The organism is Streptomyces sp. NPDC079167 (assembly GCF_040686735.1).
Taxonomy (GTDB): Bacteria; Actinomycetota; Actinomycetes; order Streptomycetales; family Streptomycetaceae; genus Streptomyces.
Genome location: NZ_JBFBLO010000005.1, coordinates 135,216 through 151,381 on the forward strand (window position 1 = coordinate 135,216; position 16,166 = coordinate 151,381).

General features: G+C 71.4%; 24 protein-coding genes. 14 read left to right on the top strand and 10 right to left on the bottom strand.

All coding sequences use genetic code 11. The annotated features are described in order from the left end of the window. Positions 1-31: 31 nt before the first annotated feature. From AB0P41_RS12575 to AB0P41_RS12615, 9 genes are all read left to right on the top strand, one after another. Positions 32-454 (top strand): DUF6221 family protein, encoded by a 423-nt coding sequence (locus tag AB0P41_RS12575; RefSeq protein ID WP_356707105.1) that lies wholly within the window; start codon positions 32-34, stop codon positions 452-454. A gap of 113 nt (positions 455-567) precedes the next feature. Beyond that, complete coding sequence (locus tag AB0P41_RS12580) at positions 568-1,458, top strand: SDR family oxidoreductase (RefSeq protein WP_356707104.1); 891 nt, start codon at positions 568-570, stop codon at positions 1,456-1,458. A gap of 108 nt (positions 1,459-1,566) precedes the next feature. Beyond that, positions 1,567-1,800 carry a hypothetical protein gene (locus AB0P41_RS12585; RefSeq protein ID WP_356707103.1) on the top strand — a complete coding sequence of 78 codons (234 nt, stop codon included), beginning with the start codon at positions 1,567-1,569 and terminating at the stop codon, positions 1,798-1,800. A 342-nt stretch (positions 1,801-2,142) separates the two neighbouring features. Then, positions 2,143-2,634, top strand: coding sequence for a lamin tail domain-containing protein (locus AB0P41_RS12590; protein ID WP_356707102.1), 492 nt, complete (start codon positions 2,143-2,145; stop codon positions 2,632-2,634). Between the two features lie 149 nt (positions 2,635-2,783). After that, positions 2,784-3,281, top strand: a complete 498-nt coding sequence (locus AB0P41_RS12595; RefSeq protein ID WP_356707101.1) for a peptidylprolyl isomerase — start codon at positions 2,784-2,786, stop codon at positions 3,279-3,281. Between the two features lie 166 nt (positions 3,282-3,447). Beyond that, positions 3,448-4,239, top strand: a complete 792-nt coding sequence (locus AB0P41_RS12600; RefSeq protein WP_356707100.1) for an SDR family oxidoreductase — start codon at positions 3,448-3,450, stop codon at positions 4,237-4,239. Positions 4,240-4,265: 26 nt separating this feature from the next. Continuing rightward, complete coding sequence (locus AB0P41_RS12605; protein WP_365931735.1) at positions 4,266-4,976, top strand: ribonuclease H; 711 nt, start codon at positions 4,266-4,268, stop codon at positions 4,974-4,976. Continuing rightward, on the top strand, positions 4,955-5,203 hold the full coding sequence (locus AB0P41_RS12610) for a hypothetical protein (RefSeq protein WP_356707098.1): 249 nt from the start codon (positions 4,955-4,957) through the stop codon (positions 5,201-5,203). The genes AB0P41_RS12605 and AB0P41_RS12610 overlap by 22 nt, the downstream gene beginning before the upstream one ends. Beyond that, complete coding sequence (locus tag AB0P41_RS12615) at positions 5,187-5,813, top strand: class I SAM-dependent methyltransferase (RefSeq protein ID WP_356707097.1); 627 nt, start codon at positions 5,187-5,189, stop codon at positions 5,811-5,813. The genes AB0P41_RS12610 and AB0P41_RS12615 overlap by 17 nt, the downstream gene beginning before the upstream one ends. A 26-nt stretch (positions 5,814-5,839) precedes the next feature. Here AB0P41_RS12615 and AB0P41_RS12620 read toward each other — a convergent pair whose 3' ends face one another. Continuing rightward, positions 5,840-6,292 carry an ATP-binding protein gene (locus tag AB0P41_RS12620; protein WP_365932114.1) on the bottom strand — a complete coding sequence of 151 codons (453 nt, stop codon included), beginning with the start codon at positions 6,290-6,292 and terminating at the stop codon, positions 5,840-5,842. A gap of 190 nt (positions 6,293-6,482) precedes the next feature. Here AB0P41_RS12620 and AB0P41_RS12625 point away from each other — a divergent pair, with 190 nt between their 5' ends. From AB0P41_RS12625 to AB0P41_RS12640, 4 genes are all read left to right on the top strand, one after another. Then, positions 6,483-7,337: a helix-turn-helix transcriptional regulator gene (locus AB0P41_RS12625; RefSeq protein WP_365931737.1), complete on the top strand. Its 855-nt coding sequence runs from the start codon at positions 6,483-6,485 to the stop codon at positions 7,335-7,337. A gap of 123 nt (positions 7,338-7,460) precedes the next feature. Further along, a complete protein-coding gene (locus AB0P41_RS12630; RefSeq protein WP_365931739.1) occupies positions 7,461-7,718 on the top strand; it encodes a WhiB family transcriptional regulator in 258 nt (85 codons plus the stop codon). Between the two features lie 41 nt (positions 7,719-7,759). Continuing rightward, entirely contained in the window at positions 7,760-8,089 is a 330-nt protein-coding gene (locus AB0P41_RS12635; RefSeq protein WP_356707094.1) for a YkvA family protein, read from the top strand. Between the two features lie 37 nt (positions 8,090-8,126). Continuing rightward, entirely contained in the window at positions 8,127-10,028 is a 1,902-nt protein-coding gene (locus AB0P41_RS12640) for a rhamnogalacturonan lyase (RefSeq protein WP_365931741.1), read from the top strand. Positions 10,029-10,247: 219 nt separating this feature from the next. Here AB0P41_RS12640 and AB0P41_RS12645 read toward each other — a convergent pair whose 3' ends face one another. Then, entirely contained in the window at positions 10,248-11,102 is an 855-nt protein-coding gene (locus AB0P41_RS12645) for an NAD(P)H-binding protein (protein ID WP_356707092.1), read from the bottom strand. Between the two features lie 114 nt (positions 11,103-11,216). On the opposite strand from AB0P41_RS12645, the gene AB0P41_RS12650 reads away from it, so the two are divergent. Then, entirely contained in the window at positions 11,217-11,858 is a 642-nt protein-coding gene (locus AB0P41_RS12650) for a TetR/AcrR family transcriptional regulator (RefSeq protein ID WP_356707091.1), read from the top strand. Positions 11,859-11,879: 21 nt separating this feature from the next. On the opposite strand, the gene AB0P41_RS12655 is transcribed toward AB0P41_RS12650, so the two are convergent. From AB0P41_RS12655 to AB0P41_RS12690, 8 genes are all read right to left on the bottom strand, one after another. Further along, on the bottom strand, positions 11,880-12,281 hold the full coding sequence (locus AB0P41_RS12655; RefSeq protein ID WP_365931745.1) for a DUF6221 family protein: 402 nt from the start codon (positions 12,279-12,281) through the stop codon (positions 11,880-11,882). After that, on the bottom strand, positions 12,278-12,604 hold the full coding sequence (locus AB0P41_RS12660) for a DUF6221 family protein (protein ID WP_356707089.1): 327 nt from the start codon (positions 12,602-12,604) through the stop codon (positions 12,278-12,280). Before AB0P41_RS12660 ends, AB0P41_RS12655 begins: the two co-directional genes overlap by 4 nt. Further along, a complete protein-coding gene (locus AB0P41_RS12665; protein ID WP_365931748.1) occupies positions 12,601-12,927 on the bottom strand; it encodes a hypothetical protein in 327 nt (108 codons plus the stop codon). The genes AB0P41_RS12660 and AB0P41_RS12665 overlap by 4 nt, the downstream gene beginning before the upstream one ends. A 131-nt stretch (positions 12,928-13,058) precedes the next feature. Next, positions 13,059-13,505 carry a MarR family winged helix-turn-helix transcriptional regulator gene (locus tag AB0P41_RS12670; RefSeq protein ID WP_356707087.1) on the bottom strand — a complete coding sequence of 149 codons (447 nt, stop codon included), beginning with the start codon at positions 13,503-13,505 and terminating at the stop codon, positions 13,059-13,061. A 76-nt stretch (positions 13,506-13,581) separates the two neighbouring features. Then, the gene (locus AB0P41_RS12675; RefSeq protein ID WP_356707086.1) at positions 13,582-14,496 is read right to left on the bottom strand and encodes an alpha/beta hydrolase; all 915 of its coding nucleotides are present in this window, start codon (positions 14,494-14,496) and stop codon (positions 13,582-13,584) included. A gap of 61 nt (positions 14,497-14,557) precedes the next feature. Further along, the gene (locus tag AB0P41_RS12680; RefSeq protein ID WP_365931750.1) at positions 14,558-14,938 is read right to left on the bottom strand and encodes a cupin domain-containing protein; all 381 of its coding nucleotides are present in this window, start codon (positions 14,936-14,938) and stop codon (positions 14,558-14,560) included. Continuing rightward, positions 14,935-15,117, bottom strand: coding sequence for a hypothetical protein (locus tag AB0P41_RS12685; protein ID WP_365931752.1), 183 nt, complete (start codon positions 15,115-15,117; stop codon positions 14,935-14,937). Before AB0P41_RS12685 ends, AB0P41_RS12680 begins: the two co-directional genes overlap by 4 nt. Before the next feature lie 104 nt (positions 15,118-15,221). Further along, positions 15,222-15,953: a VOC family protein gene (locus tag AB0P41_RS12690; protein ID WP_365931754.1), complete on the bottom strand. Its 732-nt coding sequence runs from the start codon at positions 15,951-15,953 to the stop codon at positions 15,222-15,224. Positions 15,954-16,166 lie beyond the last annotated feature (213 nt).

Consider the following 16,166-nt stretch of genomic DNA (forward strand, 5'->3'; position numbering starts at 1 on the left):
CGGTCTGTGACGGAGAAGGATGCGGAACCAGATGGCAGACAACTCGGACCTGTTGGCCTTCGTGCGGGCACGCCTCGCCGAGGAGGAGCAGATCGCGCGGGAGGCGGGAGGCGACGGCTGGCGGACCCCGGCCGAGGCGCCCGGTGAGGTGCACGACCGCACGAGCGGCATCGCCTTCGTCGTACGGTCGCGCGCCTACGACCGGCACATCGCCTTCCAGGACCCGGCACGCACCCTGCGCCGCGTCGAGACCACCAGGGTCCTCCTGGACGAGTACGAGGAGATCGCGGCCCTGGACACCGACCGCCCTGCCCAGGACTTCACCTCGGGCCGCGCCGTCGGCCTGGGCTTCGTCGTCCGGCAGATGGCCGCCGAGCACGCCGGGCACCCCGACTACCGGGTGAAGTGGCTGCCCCGGTTCTCCCACTGGGGCCCGCCCGCCCCGCCGGAGTAGGGGCACCCGGTCCGTCTCGCCGAGCGCCCGGCCGACAGGAGTGTTTGGGTGGACATACCGTGCCGCGCGCCGTAGGTACGGCGCCGACGGGGGTCGACTCCGAGGAGAGGCGTATGACGAGCACACCCGGTCCTCTGGAAGGCCGCGTCGCCGTCGTGACCGGCGCCGCACGGGGCCTGGGCGCGGCCCTCGCACGCGAGCTGGCGGAGCGCGGCGCCACGCTGGCCCTGGTCGGCCGGGAGGAAGCCGGCCTGGCCGCGGTGCGGGACTCGCTTCCGGGCCCCGCGCGGTGCTGGGAGGCGGACATCACCGACGAGGCGGGAATGGCGCGGGTGGCGGACGAGGTACGGGAGGGGCTCGGCCCCGCCTCGGTCGTCGTCGCCAACGCCGGCGTGGCCGAGGGCGGCCCCTTCGCGGAGTCCGATCCTGCGACCTGGCGGCGCGTGATCGAGGTCAACCTGATCGGCAGCGCGATCACCGCACGGGTCTTCCTGCCCCAGCTGCGCGCCACGCGCGGTTACTACCTCCAGATCGCGTCGCTGGCCTCCATCGGCGCCGCGCCCATGATGAGCGCGTACTGCGCCTCCAAGGCCGGCGTGGAGTCCTTCGCGCACTCGCTGCGTGCCGAGCTCGCCCATGAGCACGTCGCGGTGGGCATCGGCTACCTGAACTGGACCGACACCGACATGATCCGCGATGCCGACCGGTACGCGGTCCTGCGCGAGCTGAGGGCGCACATGCCCAGGCCGGCGCGCAAGGTCTACCCGGCGGAGACCGTGGCGCGCCGCATGGCGCGGGCGGTCGAGCGCCGCAGCGCCGCCGCGTACCTGCCGGCGTGGCTCCGCGCCACGCAGCTGGTGCGCGCCGCGATGCCTCCGGTCGTCACGGCGTTCTCGAAGCGGGAGCTGCCAGGACTGGCACGGACGTCCTCGTTCGAGGCGACGGGCCTCCTCGGGGCCGGCGGCCGGGCCGACGCGTCGAGCCGACGGGGACCGGACGGCTGAAACCCGCTCCGGCCGGCTCGGACACGGGCCGGACTGAGTACGGGGGAGGGGGGCGTCTGAGTACGCGACCCGATCCGGGCGTGTGCCGCCGCTGGTCGAATGGGGACCATGCTCCCCGAAGCGCCGACGCGCCCCCGCATCCAGAACCTGACCAGCGCGGGCACGGCGCTGGCCGTGACCCTGCTCCCGCTGGCCGTCGGTGTCCTGCTGGCCAGGACGATGGCGCTGGATCCGATGACACCCGTGAACGCCTTCGTCACCGGTGGGGGTCAGCGCGTACGGCTCGCCCCTTCGCGATGGGTACTGAAGGCTCGAACGCGTGAGCTCCTTTCCCGGCGGTAATGGAATGCCCGTCCGGGTAAGCGCTGTCGCTCCTGTTACACGGGTCGGCGGGGTCCCGACAGGGGCGGCCGGGGGAGTGGGGGTGAGGTGAGCGGGGGGCCGTGGCCAGGCGGACGGCCCTCGCCAAGGGTCGGTGCAACGATCAACGGTTGACAGGTCTACGACTGTCGGGATCCGTGCCGGATGCAGTCGTGTGTGACAGAAATGTCCGTACTTCGTCACACGGATCAGGGCACCTTTCGGCCACCTCGAAAGCGGGACAAAGTTTGCGTTCCCGGCACGACGCCGGGGTCGGAAAAACGCCCGGAGCTACCTTCCGGGCCCGCATGATGAGGGGTTTCCATGTCCCGTTCCGCACGACGGATCACCGCCACCGTCCTCGCCTCAGGCGCCCTGCTCGCCGCGGCGGCCCTTCCTGCGACGGCCGATGGCCGGGACCACGGTCACAACCGGCCGGCGCACCGCTCGGCCGTCGTCCTGGGTGCGATCCAGTACGACAGTCCCGGCCGCGACAACGGCTCCAACCGGAGCCTGAACGCCGAGTGGGTCACCGTGACCAACACCGGCCGCCACTCCGTCAACCTCCGCGGCTGGACGCTCACCGACGAGAGCCGCCGTTCGTACACCTTCGACCTGCGGCTGGCCGGCCGGTCCTCCGTCCGCGTCCACACCGGTGTCGGCCGTGACACCCGGCACGACGTGTACCAGGACCGCCGCCACTACATGTGGGACAGCAGGGACACCGCCACGCTCCGCGACAACCGCGGGCACAAGGTCGACTCCGAGTCCTGGGGCCGGCACCACCGTGGCGGTGGCCACCGCGGCAACCGCTGAGCGGCACCGGTAGGGGGAAGCGGCGTTCTCCCTGACTGAAACGGCGTACCACGGTTCATCCCCGTGGTACGCCGTACGCGTGCGGCGCGCGGCCTCCGTGGGGCGGGGCCTGTGCATCGGGAGGTCCCGGGTGATGTCAGGATGGACTCATGACCATCAAGGCGTTTTTCGACATCACCATCGACGACCAGCCCGCTGGGCGGATTGTGTTCAACCTCTTCGACGACGTTGCCCCCAAGACCGCGGAGAACTTCCGCGCTCTGGCCACCGGCGAGAAGGGCTTCGGCTACGCGGGCTCGCCGTTCCACCGCGTCATCCCGGACTTCATGCTCCAGGGCGGTGACTTCACCAACGGCAACGGCACCGGCGGCAAGAGCATCTACGGCGAGAAGTTCGCCGACGAGAACTTCACGCTGAAGCACAACAAGCCCGGCCTGCTCTCGATGGCCAACGCGGGCCCGAACAGCAACGGTTCGCAGTTCTTCATCACCACGGTCCTCACCCCGTGGCTGGACGGCAAGCACGTCGTCTTCGGCGAGGTCGCCGACGAGCCGAGCATGGAGCTCGTCCGCAAGATCGAGTCGTACGGCTCCTCGACCGGCAAGACCAAGGTGAGGATCGCCGTTTCCGAGTCCGGCGTTCTCTGAGTCACCCGACGGGGCTCCCTGCCGGTTTCCACGGGCCGGGAGCCCCGAGCCGTGCCATGGTCCGGTCCGGACGGGGCACGGCGGCCGGAAGGCGTCCCGGGCCGGGGAGTGACAGGGTGGAGGTTCATCGACCCCGCACACCGACATGGGACGGAAGGACCGCAAGGTGCGTATCGATCTCGCCGGCAGGACCGCTGTCGTGACCGGCTCCTCGCAGGGCATCGGGCTCGCCGTCGCCACCGGGCTGGCCGCCGCCGGAGCGCGCGTCGTGCTGACCGGACGGGGCCGGGACCGGCTCGTCACGGCGGCGGACACGCTGCGCCGCACCGAGCCCGACGCCGACGTCCTCACAGTCGCCTGCGACCTCACCACGGAGCAGGGGGCGGCGGAGCTCCACGAGGCCGTGCCCGCGGCGGACATCCTCGTCAACAACCTCGGCATCTTCGGCTCCCGGCCGCCGCTGGAGATCACCGACGAGGAGTGGCGCGCCTATTTCGACACCAACGTCCTCAGCGCGGTGCGTCTGATCCGCCGCTACCTCCCCGGAATGACCGAGCGCGGGTGGGGCCGGGTGCAGAACATCGCGAGCGACTCCGCGATCGTCATCCCCGCCGAGATGATCCACTACGGCATGTCCAAGACCGCCCTGCTCGCCGTCTCCCGGGGCTTCGCCAAGGAGGCCGCGGGCACCGGTGTGACGGTGAACTCCGTGATCGCCGGGCCCACGCACACCGGCGGTGTCGAGGACTTCGTCCGCGAGCTGGTGGGCGATCTCCCGTGGGACGAGGCCCAGCGCGAGTTCATGCGGCTGCACCGCCCGCAGTCCCTGCTCCAGCGCCTGATCGAACCCGAGGAGATCGCGAACCTCGTCGTCTACCTCAGCTCCCCGCAGGCGTCGGCCACCACGGGCGCAGCGGTGCGGGTGGACGGCGGATACATCGACTCGATCGTGCCCTGAGCTTCCGGGCTGGCATGATCAGGGGCATGGACGAGCGCATCATCGCCGCGTGTGACGGGGCATCGAAAGGCAATCCGGGACCTGCCGCCTGGGCGTGGGTCGTGGCCGATGGCCAGGGGAACCCCCGGCGGTGGGAAGCGGGCCCGCTCGGCACCGCCACCAACAACGTCGCCGAGCTCACCGCCCTGCTTGAACTGCTGCGATCGACCGATCCGGCCGTGCCCGTCGAGGTGCGCATGGACTCGCAGTACGCGATGAACGCGGTGACCAAGTGGCTGCCGGGGTGGAAGCGCAACGGCTGGAAGACGTCCGGGGGCAAGCCGGTCGCCAACCGGGAGCTGGTGGTCGGCATCGACGAGCTGCTGAGCAGCCGCGCCGTGACCTTCCGCTACGTGCCGGCGCACCAGGTGGACGGCGACCCGCTCAACGCGCTGGCCGACCAGGCCGCGAGCGAGGTGGCCGTCTCGCAGCAGGCGGCGGGGACCGCGTACGGCACGGCGGACATGCCGGTGCCCGCGCCCGCCCGCTCGACGAAGAGCCGGACGGCGGGTGCCGCCAGGGGCGGGTCCGCGGGGGGCTCCACCGCCGGCTCCTCGGGCCGGGCGCGCTCCGCCGCCACGATCCGGGCGAAGTTCGCGGGCCGGTGCCACTGCGGGAAGCCGTACGCGGCCAAGGACATGATCGCCAAGAACCCGAACGGCTGGGGACACCCGGAGTGCCGGACCGTGCCGGCCTGAGCCGGGCCGCGCCGGCAGCGGGCGCGGCGGAGGTCCTGCGGTTCGCGGACCCGGCCGACCCCGCCGGCGCGGTGTACGACAACCAGCGGGCGAGGACGATGAAGCGGGGTGCGCGCATGAGCCGGCCGCTGGACGAGAGCGACCTCTGCCACGAGAACGCGCCGGCCCGGCCCGCGAGCCCCCACGAGCTGACGGGAAGGCACACAGGACATGACCGGACAAGATGACCGCTGGGCGGAGCTCACCGGCGGAAAGGCTGGAGAGGCGTACGCTCAGCGTTTCGCCCGGCTCGCCGATTCGGGTCACGACATCCACGGCGAGGCCGCCTTCTGCGCCGCGCTGCTTGGACCGGCCGCCCGGGTCCTCGACGCCGGCTGCGGCACCGGGCGGATCGCCATCCGGCTCGCCGAGCTCGGCCACCGCTGCACAGGCGTGGACGTCGACTCCTCGATGCTCGCCGTCGCCCGCCGGGACGCCCCCACGCAGGAGTGGCTCCTCGGGGACCTCGCACGCCTCGACACCCTCGGCCTGGAACCGGGCTTCGACCTGGCGCTCGCCGCCGGAAACGTCATCCCGCTGCTGGCTCCCGGTACCGAGCCACAGGTCCTCCGTCAGCTGGCCGCGGCGCTGCGCCCCGGTGGTCTGCTGGTCACGGGCATGGGACTGGACGCGGCACACCTGCCGCTGCCGGAACCGACCGTGACCCTCACGGAGTACGACGACTGGTGTACCCGGGCCGGACTGACCTTGCTGAGACGCCACGCCACGTGGAGCGGCGATCCGTACGAACCGGGCTGTGGCTATGCCGTCAGCGTGCACTCCCGCCCCGCCATGTGAGTCCGGACGGGCGGCGGCGCCGAGTCTCAGATGTCGGCCCAGACGAGTCGCCCGGACACGCTGCTGCGCGTGCCCCATCGCGTCGCGAGCGCGTCCACGAGCATCAGGCCCCGGCCGTCCTCGGACACCGACGCGAGACTGAAACCGTCATCCGTGCCGTCCGGCCCGAAGGCCACGGGGCCGGGACCCTCCGCACCGTGCGGGCCCTTCGCCGTGGTGCCGGAGGGCCGGTCCCGTGGACCTGGCAGTTTCGGCACGTCCCGCCGGCCGCGGTTCCACACGCAGATGCGCACCCGGCCGGGGGTCCGCAGGAGACGGCACCGGATCCGCCGGCCCGCGGTGTGTTCCACCGCGTTCGTGACCAGCTCGGTCACGAGAAGGGCCGCCGTCTCGACGCGTTCGTCGGGTTCTCCCCAGCCCCGCATGGCTTCCTGCACGCGGTGCCTCGCCACCGGGACGGCCCGGGGGAGGCGGGGAATCCACCAGCTCTGTGCGCTCCGCCCGCCCGATCCCTCCGGGGCCGAACGCGCGCACGTGACTATTTCCGACATGTACGTACTCTCCGTGCAAAGTGCATACTTTGCAAGAGGCAGAATGTCAGGATGGTTCCGAATCGGCGCCGGGGCCGCTGTGACCGCCCCCGTCGACGCCTGCCAGGAAGGGATGTGGATGAGGCCCCGGTCCGGCCCCACCGTCGAACACCGAGTCCTGGCGGCGCGCCTGCGGATGCTCCGGGAGCGGGCGGGCGTCAGCCTCCAGGCGGCTTCGGCGGCACTCGGTGCCCACCCCGCCACCGTCCGGCGCATCGAGCGTGCCGAAACCGGGCTCGACGCCCACCAGGTCCGGATCCTCCTCGAGCGTTACGCCGTGTCCGCCGGGGAGGCCGAGCCGATCATGGCGGGCATCGCCGCCGCGAACCTGCCGGGCTGGTGGCACGCGTGGCGGGACGCGATGGACCCGTGGCAGCAGGAGGTCATCGGCATCGAGTCCTCCGCCGCGCTCGTCCGGACCTGGCACCCCGCCCTGGTCCCCGAACTCCTGCGCACCCCCGCCTACGAGGCGGCCCTGTGCCGCAGTCTGACCTCAGATCCCCGGCCACGACGGGACCGGCACATCGAACTGCTGGCGGAGCGGCAACGCCGCCTCGAGGCGCGCGGCACGGCCCTCTGGGCCCTGTTTCCCGCCGCCGCCCTCCGTACGACGGTCGGCGGGCCCTCCGTGATGGCCGGACAGCGGGCGGTGCTGGAGGAGGCGGCCCACCGCGGGCACCTCACGGTGCAGGTGGTGCCCCTCGACGCCCCACCGCACCCGATGACCGGTGTGCCACCGCTGCACCTGCTGCGTGTACCGGCACCGGAGATCGGCGACCGTGCGGTCCTGGAGACCCCGGGGACCCGGGTGGACCTCATCGCCGAACCGGCCGTCGTCATGGACTACCGCATCCGGCTGGACCGCGCGTGCGCGGCTGCCCCGCCCCCGGGTTCGCCGCTGCCGGAAGGCGGCCCGGGACCCGTAATCCCCTGAAGGCCGGGCCGGTTGGGGTTTCGATCGCCGTATGACGGTCACGCGCACAGTGCGGTACCCGAAAGCACAGGCGCAATCCAGCAGAGACCGACGGACCGTTCCCAGCGAGAAGGAGTGAGAGACATGGACAACTGGCGCATGCACGCGGCGTGCCGCGAAGAGGACCCCGACCTGTTCTTCCCCATCGGCAGCAGCGGGCCCGCACTCGTGCAGGCCGAGGAGGCCAAGGCCGTCTGCAGGACCTGCCCCGTGCGGGAAAAGTGCCTGGACTGGGCGCTGGAGAACGCACAGGACTCGGGCGTGTGGGGAGGCATGGACGAGAACGAACGCCGTGCCCTGAAGCGGCGTCGCGCCCGTCAACAGGCCAGGAGCCACGGGTGACGCCTCCGCGCTCCGGCCGCCCGGCCGGGAGACGATGAGCCATGGACACCTCGGTCTGGCTCATCATCGGCGCGCTCGTACTGCTGCTGATGGCAGGTGCCGCCCTCGTCCTCCTGGTACGGGTGATCCGGGCCAGAAGACTCCTCGTCGAAGCCGGCGTCCCCTTGCGGAACAAGGCGCTCGTCTGGGCCGCGGTGATCTACACCGTGTCGCCCGTGGACCTTCTGCCCGACCCCGTCTACCTCGACGACATCGGCTTCCTGCTGCTCGCGCTGCGCTCACTGCACGCCGCGGCCGGTGCTGTGCGGGGGCGGCCCGCCATGACGGAGAAGGAGACCGGCGGCAACCTTTCGGCGTCCGGGAGCAACTGAGGGGGCGTAAGCCGTTCCCCGCCGGAAGGTGCCTCCCGTGGAGCCTCTGCTCGACCACTCCGATCACCGTCCCCGCCGCAGACGCCGCATCCCCCGCGCCCGTGCGCTGGCCGGCGCCCTGGCGGCCGGGCTGCTCGCCGCCGGCGGACTCGTAGCACTCGGCCCCGTCTCGCAGGCCGCCACCGCGCGCCAGGCCGAGGCACTCGACCGCGGTGTCGTCAGCGTGCACACCGACAGCGGAAACCTCGTCAGCTGGCGCTGGCTCGGTACCGACCCCGACAACGTGTCGTTCAACGTCTACCGGGCGGGCACCAAGGTCAACACCTCGCCGGTCACCGCCTCGACGAACTACTTCCACTCCGGCGCGCCCTCCACCGCCGACTACACGGTCCGCGCGGTCATCGACGGCGTGGAGCAGAGCGACTCCGTCCACGCGATCCAGTTCCGCGCCGGATACAAGGACGTGCCCATCAGCCCGCCCGCCGGCGGGACGACACCCGACGGCGTCGCCTACACCTACGAGGCCAACGACGCGTCCGTCGGTGATCTGGACGGCGACGGTGCCCTCGACTTCGTACTGAAGTGGCAGCCCACCAATGCCAAGGACAACTCCCAGTCCGGCTACACGGGCAACACGATCATCGACGGCATCCGTCTCGACGGCACCCGGCTCTGGCGGATCGACCTCGGGCGCAACATCCGCTCGGGCGCGCACTACACCCAGTTCCAGGTGTACGACTACGACGGTGACGGCCGGGCCGAGGTGGCCATGAAGACCGCCGACGGCAGCGTCGACGGTGCCGGAAAGGTGATCGGCAGTTCCTCCGCCGACCACCGCAACTCCTCCGGATACATCCTGTCCGGTCCCGAATTCCTGACGATGTTCAACGGCAGGACCGGGGCGGCGATGGGCACCGTCGACTACGTACCCGCGCGGGGCACGGTGTCCTCCTGGGGCGACTCCTACGGCAACCGGGTCGACCGTTTCCTCGCCGGCACGGCCTATCTGGACGGCGCCAGGCCGTCCCTGATCATGGCGCGCGGCTACTACACGCGCAGCGTCATCGCGGCCTGGGACTGGCGGGGCGGCGCCTTCACCCGGCGCTGGACGTTCGACACGAACAGCTCGACCAACGCCGGCAAGGGATACGACGGACAGGGCAACCACCAGCTGTCCGTCGCCGACGCGGACGGTGACGGCAAGGACGAGATCATCTACGGCGCCATGGCCGTGGACGACAACGGCAGCGGGCTGTGGACCACGAAGAACGGCCACGGCGACGCCATGCACGTGGGAGACCTCGACCCCTCCAGGCCCGGCCTGGAGGAGTTCAAGGTCGACGAGGACAGCTCCAAGCCGTCCTCCTGGATGGCGGACGCCAAGTCCGGCCAGATCCTCTGGTCGACGCCGGCGAGCGGGGACAACGGACGCGGCGTCTCCGGTGACATCTGGTCCGGCAGCGCGGGCGCCGAGTCCTGGTCCTCCGCCGTCTCCGGCGTGCGCGGGCCGAAGGGCGACGTGGTCACCAGCCGTAAGCCGTCCAGCTCCAACTTCCTGTCCTGGTGGGACGGGGACACGACCCGCGAACTCCTCGACGGCACCCACATCGACAAGTACGGCACTTCGGGCGACACCCGCCTGCTGACCGGGGCGTCGGTCCACTCCGGCAACGGCACCAAGGCGACGCCCGCGATCTCCGGCGACCTCTTCGGCGACTGGCGCGAGGAAGTCGTCTGGCCGACCACCAACAACACCGCGCTGCGGATCTACTCCACGCCGCACGAGACCGGCACGAAGATCACCACACTGCTCCACGACACCATGTACCGGACCGCGCTGGCCTGGCAGAACACCGCCTACAACCAGCCGCCGCACCCCAGCTTCGCCATCGGCAGCGGGATGGCGACCGCGCCGCGGCCGGGCATCACCACGCCGTAGCTGCGCACACCTCGGTATCGCCACCCCGAACGGCGGCTACGGAAAGGGTTCCCGCAGCCGCCGTTCCTGGGCGCCTGGATGCCCCTGGGGAGGCTCTCCGGAGACCAGGCTGATTCGTTCGGATCATTCAGCGGACCGGAGGGCCGGCAGCGATGTGGAGTCCGGCCGTGTAGATGGTGACGGTTTTCTCGCAGCCGGTGGTGATGCCTCGCCACTGCTTCAGGCGGCGACGTGGGCTGCGAGCCGTTCAGCGGCGGTGCGGGGCTCGCGGCCGAGCAGTTCGGCCAGCAGGGGGCCGGCTTCGGTGAAGTACCCGGCGCGGGCAGCCTCGTACCAGGTGAGCATGAGCCGGGCCATCTGCTCCGGGACACCGATCGCGATCTGGTCTGCGACCCACTGTTCGTCGTCCAGGACGATGCGCTCGACAGGGCGACCGGTGAGGTCGGAGGCGATCTCGGCGAGATCGTCGAAGGTGAGGGCGTTCGGTGCGGTGAGATCGACGGGGCCGTCGAAGGAGCGGTCACCGGCGAGAATGACCGCCGTGGCCTGGGCTATGTCGGCACGGTCGGTATACGGGACGGGGCCGTCCTGCGGCCGGGCGATCACGCCGGTCCGCTGCCACGGGCCGAGCACCTGGTCAAGTGGGCCGTAGGCGCCGTTGCGCAGTGCGGTCCAGGCGACGCCCGAGTCGTCGAGGAGCGCCTCGGTGGCGATGTGGATGCCGGACGGCCGGTAGGGGTTGCCGGGGACCGCGCCCTGCTGGCTGGTGTAGAGGATGCGCCGGGCGCCGGCCGCGACCGCCGCTTCGATGGCATTGCGGTGCAGGCCGACCATGTCGGCGTCCGGGTCGTTACCGGATACCAGAAGGACCTGCTCTGCACCGGCGAAGGAGTCGCGTAGCGCGGCCGGATCCTCGTACGTGCCCTGCCGTACGCGTACGCCGCGGTCGGCGAAGGGCTGCGCCTTGGCGGTGTCGCGGACGCTGATGCCGATCTGGTCGGCGGGTATGCGCTTGAGGAGGTGCTCGACGGTGGTACCGCCCAGCCCACCGGTGGCGCCAGTCACAACGATCATCTTCTTGACCTCCCGGAATCACAAGTTGACCACATGGGTCAGTTTTCCTTTCGGCTGCGACCGTAGGTAAACTGACCACATGAGTCAAGTTGTGCCGATCGGCAGGCAGGGACGGTGAGTGCGGTGCCTTCGGGATCCCGGTTGCGCGCCGACGCCCGGCGTAATTCCGAACAGATCCGCTCAGCCGCGATCGGTGCCTTCCGGGGGCAGGGCCTGACGGTGCCGCTGGAGCAGGTCGCCAAGGCGGCAGGGGTGAGCAAGGCCACGATCTTCAACCGGTTCGGCGGGCGGATCGGCCTCATCGAAGCCGTCATCGAAGAACTCGTGGCGTGTGAGCTGTTCGCCGTCATCGACCACGCTCGGGCCGTCGACGACGTGGGCGAGCGGATCACGTACTACCTCACCGCGCTCCGCGACCTCCAGTACCGCCAGCCCGCCTTCAACGACGTGTTGTTGCAGACGTATCCGCATTCGCAGCAGCTGATGGAGATCTGCCGAGTCGGAAGTGAGGCCAACGAGGAGCTCGTCTCGGCGGCGCACGCCTTGAACGCGCTGCGCCCTGAGTTCACGGCGGGCGACCTGCACGCACTCGTCGTGGACAACGCCCTCGCACTCAAGCACGGCGAGCGTCCTCCCCGGGACGACTACGACCGCCGCACCAGCTACCTCCTGGACGGAATCCGAGGCCCCTCCGGTTCTGCGGACGGTGGACGTTGCCCGGTCGCGGTGCCTGAAGTACCGGAGCGGGCCCCATGAGGTCCGACTCCGGGAGTCAGCTCACGGCGCCCACTCCGGGCGGTACTCCTGGTGATCGGCGTACGCGACGGCAAGGAACCTGAGCGCCGTTTCGAAGGCCGGCGTGGCGGCATCGCTTGGGTCCGCATCGTCTGCTGCCTGCGAGAGCTCTCGCTCGGCCACCACCCGCCGCGTCGCCTGGACCCCCCGCAGGACACGCGCCGGGTCGTGCAGGGCGACGTGTACGGCACGCGCCGCGTCGTCGTCGGACCCGCCAGCCTCCGGACCGGTGGTGATCAGAGGCGGGGCGTCGTCATCCAGCGGGGTGGAGTACACGCCCGTCCCCAAGGCCTGCCAGACCTCGCCCCTGCCGCCGGCGGCGACAGCGGCTGCCTCCTGCTCGTCGAGGCGGGCCCGGAGGAAGGCGGCCAGGTCGGCGGTCATGCGGGGCTCCCGGGCCGGTCGGCGGGTTCCTGGTCGTGCGGGTAGCCCCGGTGCTCGACGTAGGGCGCGGCGAGCAGCCGGAGCTGGTACTCGGCGTTCCGGCCGCCCGGTCCCGCAGTGCCCAGGTACGGCACCACGGTGTCCTCCAGCAGCGCGAGCCGGACTTCAGCGGTGGCCAGGGAGAACCGCGCATGCTTGGCGGCGTCCTCGGGCTGCACGCCGAAGCGGTCGGGCTGCGTGACCACCACGTCGGCGGCGAAGCGGGCCTTCTCCAGCTCCTCGCTGAAACGGGCTCGGAGGAAGGTCACCAAGACGTCGGTCATGCGGGGGCCTCGGTCCGCGCCTTGCTAAGCCGATCGGCTCGTTCCTTGTAGCGGTCGTCGGGCTCGATGCCTGCCTCGCGGGTCATCCTCCGGACGTGCGCCCCGGTCTGTCCTGACTTCTTCGCGACCTCGGTGGGCTTGTGGTTCCCGGCCCGGAGAGCGGCGAGCACGAGCTCTTCGAGTTCGTCGCTGGACTTCTTGAGGCGGTCCGCGTCGCGGAGCCGGCGGCTTCCTGCTGCGGCGATGTCCTCCAGGGAGGGGGACTCGGCGGGCGGGGGCGGGCCCATGGCATCGATGTGTCGCAACCCGCTTGCGGTGATCATGCCTCAAGCGTACTGGTCGGCAGCCTGCGGGACTCCGCGTCCGACCAGCTGCCGCACTGCGGCTCAGCTTCGCCGTCGGCGGCGGGACGGCGACCGCGCCGCGGCCTGGCGACACCGAGCCCGGCCGCGGCTCAGGGCCCCGTCGACAGCAGGGGCGGTTCGCCCCAGGGCAGCGTGAGGATGTCGCGCAGCAGCCCGGCCCGCGGACCGATGCGCTCGGCCAGGACGGCTTCTGTGCGGGCGAGCATGATCTGTGCCCGCTCGTGCGCCCGGGCACCTTCCGGGGTGGTGCGGACGATCCGTGACCGGGCGGACGACGGATCGGGCGTCTGCTCCAGCAGGCCCAGGCCGATCAGGCCGTGCACCGCCTGGTGCGTCGTCTGACGGGTGACGCCCATCCGCCGCGCCAGCTCGGAGATCGAGGTGCCCTCCGGATCGAGCGCCGCGAAGACCGCGGCCTGCGCGACGGTCACGGGCTGCTCACCGGCGGCCGTCATGCCGGCCAGCAGGGCGTCGTCGAACCAGCGTTTGGCCTCGCTGAGGAGCTGAGGCATGTTCGGTGCGGCGTCTGCGGTCATGGTTCCTCGACGGGCGGGCGGGGGCTCCGAGCATAACGACCGGCTGCGCCCGCCCGGACCCCGCGTGCGCCCGTGATCAGCCCGTACGGACGCGGGTGAACTCCACCGAACGATCGAAACACTCGGTGACCCGCTCGTCCGGAACGCCCATCCACAGATGCTGGGCGCCCTCGACCAGTCGCAGCTCCACGGGCGCCCCCGCCTCCCGCAGCGCCTCGGCCAGCCGGACGCTCTGCCGGGTGGGGACGGCGGTGTCGGCGGTCCCGTGCAGGAGGAGGAAGGCGGGCGCCTGGGCGGTGACATGGGCCACCGGGCTCGCCGCCCTGGCCCTGTCCGGGTCGGCGCCCGCCGGTGCGCCGAGGAGGCGCGCCTCGTAGGTGGCCGGGTCGTGTGCGTCGTAGCCGCCCCCGTGGTCCTCGGCCAGGGCGACCAGATCGCTGGGAACGTACCAGCACACGCAGCCGCGGACCGGGCCGAAGCCCTCGGCCGGCGCCGCGAGAGCGGCGTGGGCGGCCAGGTGTGCGCCCGCCGACTCGCCCCACAGGACGGTTCGGGACGCGTCCAGGCCCAGTTCGTCCGCGCGGGTGCGCAGCCAGCGCAGAGCGGCGATGACGTCGTCCCGCTGCGCGGGGAAGTGCGCCTCGCCGCTGAGCCGGTAGTCGAGGCACGCGACGGCGAAGCCGGCCCCGACGAGACGGGCGAACGGTCCCGGCTGCCAGGAGTGGAAGCGGGGCCCCATGGTGTCCCGCAGGCCGGTGTGCCAGCCGCCTCCGTGCACGAACACGATCAGGGGGACGGGAGCGGCGGCGACCTCAGGCAGCCATACGTCCAGCTCCAGCGCCCTGCTCCCCTCGAGCAGCTGGTAGACCGCTCCGCGCAGCAGCCTCACGCCGGGAGCGGGGCACGAGGGGGACGGCAGCGGAAGCGTGGCCGGGTCCGGCGGGGCGGGAGGCACGAAGGGGGAGGAGGCGGGGTCGGAGGGCAGCGGCATGGACCTGGCTTTCGGTGGGTACGGGCGTTCCTCGGGACGAGATCGGGGAGCGAACGGCCGGTCAGTCCCGGGTGCGCCACTGCTGACCGGGCATGAAGCGGACGTCGAACCGCTCCGGCACCGTGCCGAACTTCTGCGGCTCGGGGACGTACGGCTCGCGCGGCAGGGTCAGCTCCTCGGTCGGCGTTCCGAGGTTCTCGAAGAAGCGCTCGAAGGTGCCGCCCGGACCCGCCGCCACCCCGATGATCTGGCTGTGATGGCGCTCGATGCGGTAGGCGTGCGGGCAGTTCTTGGGCACGAAACCGAAGTCGCCGGTGGTCAGCAGCTTCTCGTACTGCTCGCCTTCCTGGTCCTCGACGAAGAGCCGGGCCGCGCCACTGCCGATGTAGAAGACCTCGTAGGTGTCCGTGTGCATGTGGGCGGGGATGATGTCGCCCTTCACCCCCTCGACGTGAAGAAGTTGAAGGCGTTCTCGGTCTGCTCGCCGCCGGCGTAGACGGTCACGAGGTCACCGAAGAGGTGGGCCCGGTCACCCATGCCCTTCTCGATGAAGTACGGCTTGCCCGGCTCAGGGGGGATGTGGGAGCGGGTGCGGTACTGGGTGGCGTACTCCATGGTCATGGTGAACCTCCGGGATCGGCTCCGACTGAACTGTCAGGCTACCTGACGGTTAGCGTGAGGTGAAGGACGGACGCCAGGGGCTCCCGCCCGAGGAGCCGACCCGCCTACTCGCCCGTCAGGGGATCGCGCCCGGTGAGGCAGTAGACCCCACCCGCCGGGTCCCGCATGACCGTCCAGCCGTCGCCGTCGCGCACGAACCCGGCGCCGAGCCCTTCGTGCAGTGCCCGGCCGGCCGTCAGGTCCGAGCAGGCGAGATCCAGATGCGCCGAGGCCGGGCGGGGCTCGTCCAGACGCTGGACGAGGAGATGGACGGGCAGGTCCAGCGACGGGCGGAGCACGTGGAACTCCCGGTGGACTCCCGGGCGTGCGTCCCAGCCGGTCAGCGCCGTCCAGAACGCGACCTCCTCGTCGAACGCCGCCGGCGAGACGTCGAGGCAGATCTGGTCCAGCCTGCTCGTGGCACCGCCGGGACCGGTGATGACCGCCGGCCGCGCCTTCTGGCCCCGCCAGGGAACGACGCAGAAGGGCTGGCCGCCGGGGGAGCGCAGGACGGTCAGTTCCGGGTACCTGGCCTCCTCCAGGGCGCCCAGCCGGAGGGCCTGTGCGGTGAAGGCGGCCATGTCGTCCACCGCCAGATCGGGATGGGCCCCGCCCTCACCTCCCACCGCCTGCACCGCAAGGCAGGCGTCGGCGCCGTCCGGGAGCAGGGTGGTGAATTCGCCCCGCTCTCCCCACGGCTCGGAGACCTGGGTGCCGGTGACCGCGCTCCAGAACGCGGCGGCGTGGCCGGCGGCTGCTGCGGGCCGGTCGATGAAGGCGTACGTCCAGCGGATCACGGTGCTCCTCTGCTGCGGATCGGTGCTTCGTGCGGCGGTCCCCATCGTGTCAAAACGGAGCCCCATGGGCCCCGTTCATCACTCGTTCACCGGTCGGATCCGTCCGCGGCATTCCCTGGCACGCCGCGGGCACCTACGCTCGGCCGCGAATCGATCAACGCTGCGGCGCCGTGGTCCGAACGGTGTTGACAACGTTGTCCCCCTCTGTCGGAG

Bases quoted from the DNA above. Each gene is read 5' to 3' on its own strand.
- AB0P41_RS12655 (WP_365931745.1), bottom strand. From the start codon at position 12,281: ATGACCGCCGACCTGGCCGCCTTCCTCCGGGCCCGCCTCGACGAGCAG.
- AB0P41_RS12630 (WP_365931739.1), top strand. From the start codon at position 7,461: ATGGACAACTGGCGCATGCACGCGGCGTGCCGCGAAGAGGACCCCGAC.
- AB0P41_RS12685 (WP_365931752.1), bottom strand. From the start codon at position 15,117: ATGACCATGGAGTACGCCACCCAGTACCGCACCCGCTCCCACATCCCC.
- AB0P41_RS12595 (WP_356707101.1), top strand. From the start codon at position 2,784: ATGACCATCAAGGCGTTTTTCGACATCACCATCGACGACCAGCCCGCT.
- AB0P41_RS12615 (WP_356707097.1), top strand. From the start codon at position 5,187: ATGACCGGACAAGATGACCGCTGGGCGGAGCTCACCGGCGGAAAGGCT.
- AB0P41_RS12635 (WP_356707094.1), top strand. From the start codon at position 7,760: ATGGACACCTCGGTCTGGCTCATCATCGGCGCGCTCGTACTGCTGCTG.
- AB0P41_RS12575 (WP_356707105.1), top strand. From the start codon at position 32: ATGGCAGACAACTCGGACCTGTTGGCCTTCGTGCGGGCACGCCTCGCC.
- AB0P41_RS12675 (WP_356707086.1), bottom strand. From the start codon at position 14,496: ATGCCGCTGCCCTCCGACCCCGCCTCCTCCCCCTTCGTGCCTCCCGCC.
- AB0P41_RS12605 (WP_365931735.1), top strand. From the start codon at position 4,266: ATGGACGAGCGCATCATCGCCGCGTGTGACGGGGCATCGAAAGGCAAT.
- AB0P41_RS12670 (WP_356707087.1), bottom strand. From the start codon at position 13,505: ATGACCGCAGACGCCGCACCGAACATGCCTCAGCTCCTCAGCGAGGCC.
- AB0P41_RS12580 (WP_356707104.1), top strand. From the start codon at position 568: ATGACGAGCACACCCGGTCCTCTGGAAGGCCGCGTCGCCGTCGTGACC.
- AB0P41_RS12585 (WP_356707103.1), top strand. From the start codon at position 1,567: ATGCTCCCCGAAGCGCCGACGCGCCCCCGCATCCAGAACCTGACCAGC.
- AB0P41_RS12645 (WP_356707092.1), bottom strand. From the start codon at position 11,102: ATGATCGTTGTGACTGGCGCCACCGGTGGGCTGGGCGGTACCACCGTC.
- AB0P41_RS12590 (WP_356707102.1), top strand. From the start codon at position 2,143: ATGTCCCGTTCCGCACGACGGATCACCGCCACCGTCCTCGCCTCAGGC.
- AB0P41_RS12665 (WP_365931748.1), bottom strand. From the start codon at position 12,927: ATGATCACCGCAAGCGGGTTGCGACACATCGATGCCATGGGCCCGCCC.
- AB0P41_RS12660 (WP_356707089.1), bottom strand. From the start codon at position 12,604: ATGACCGACGTCTTGGTGACCTTCCTCCGAGCCCGTTTCAGCGAGGAG.
- AB0P41_RS12625 (WP_365931737.1), top strand. From the start codon at position 6,483: ATGAGGCCCCGGTCCGGCCCCACCGTCGAACACCGAGTCCTGGCGGCG.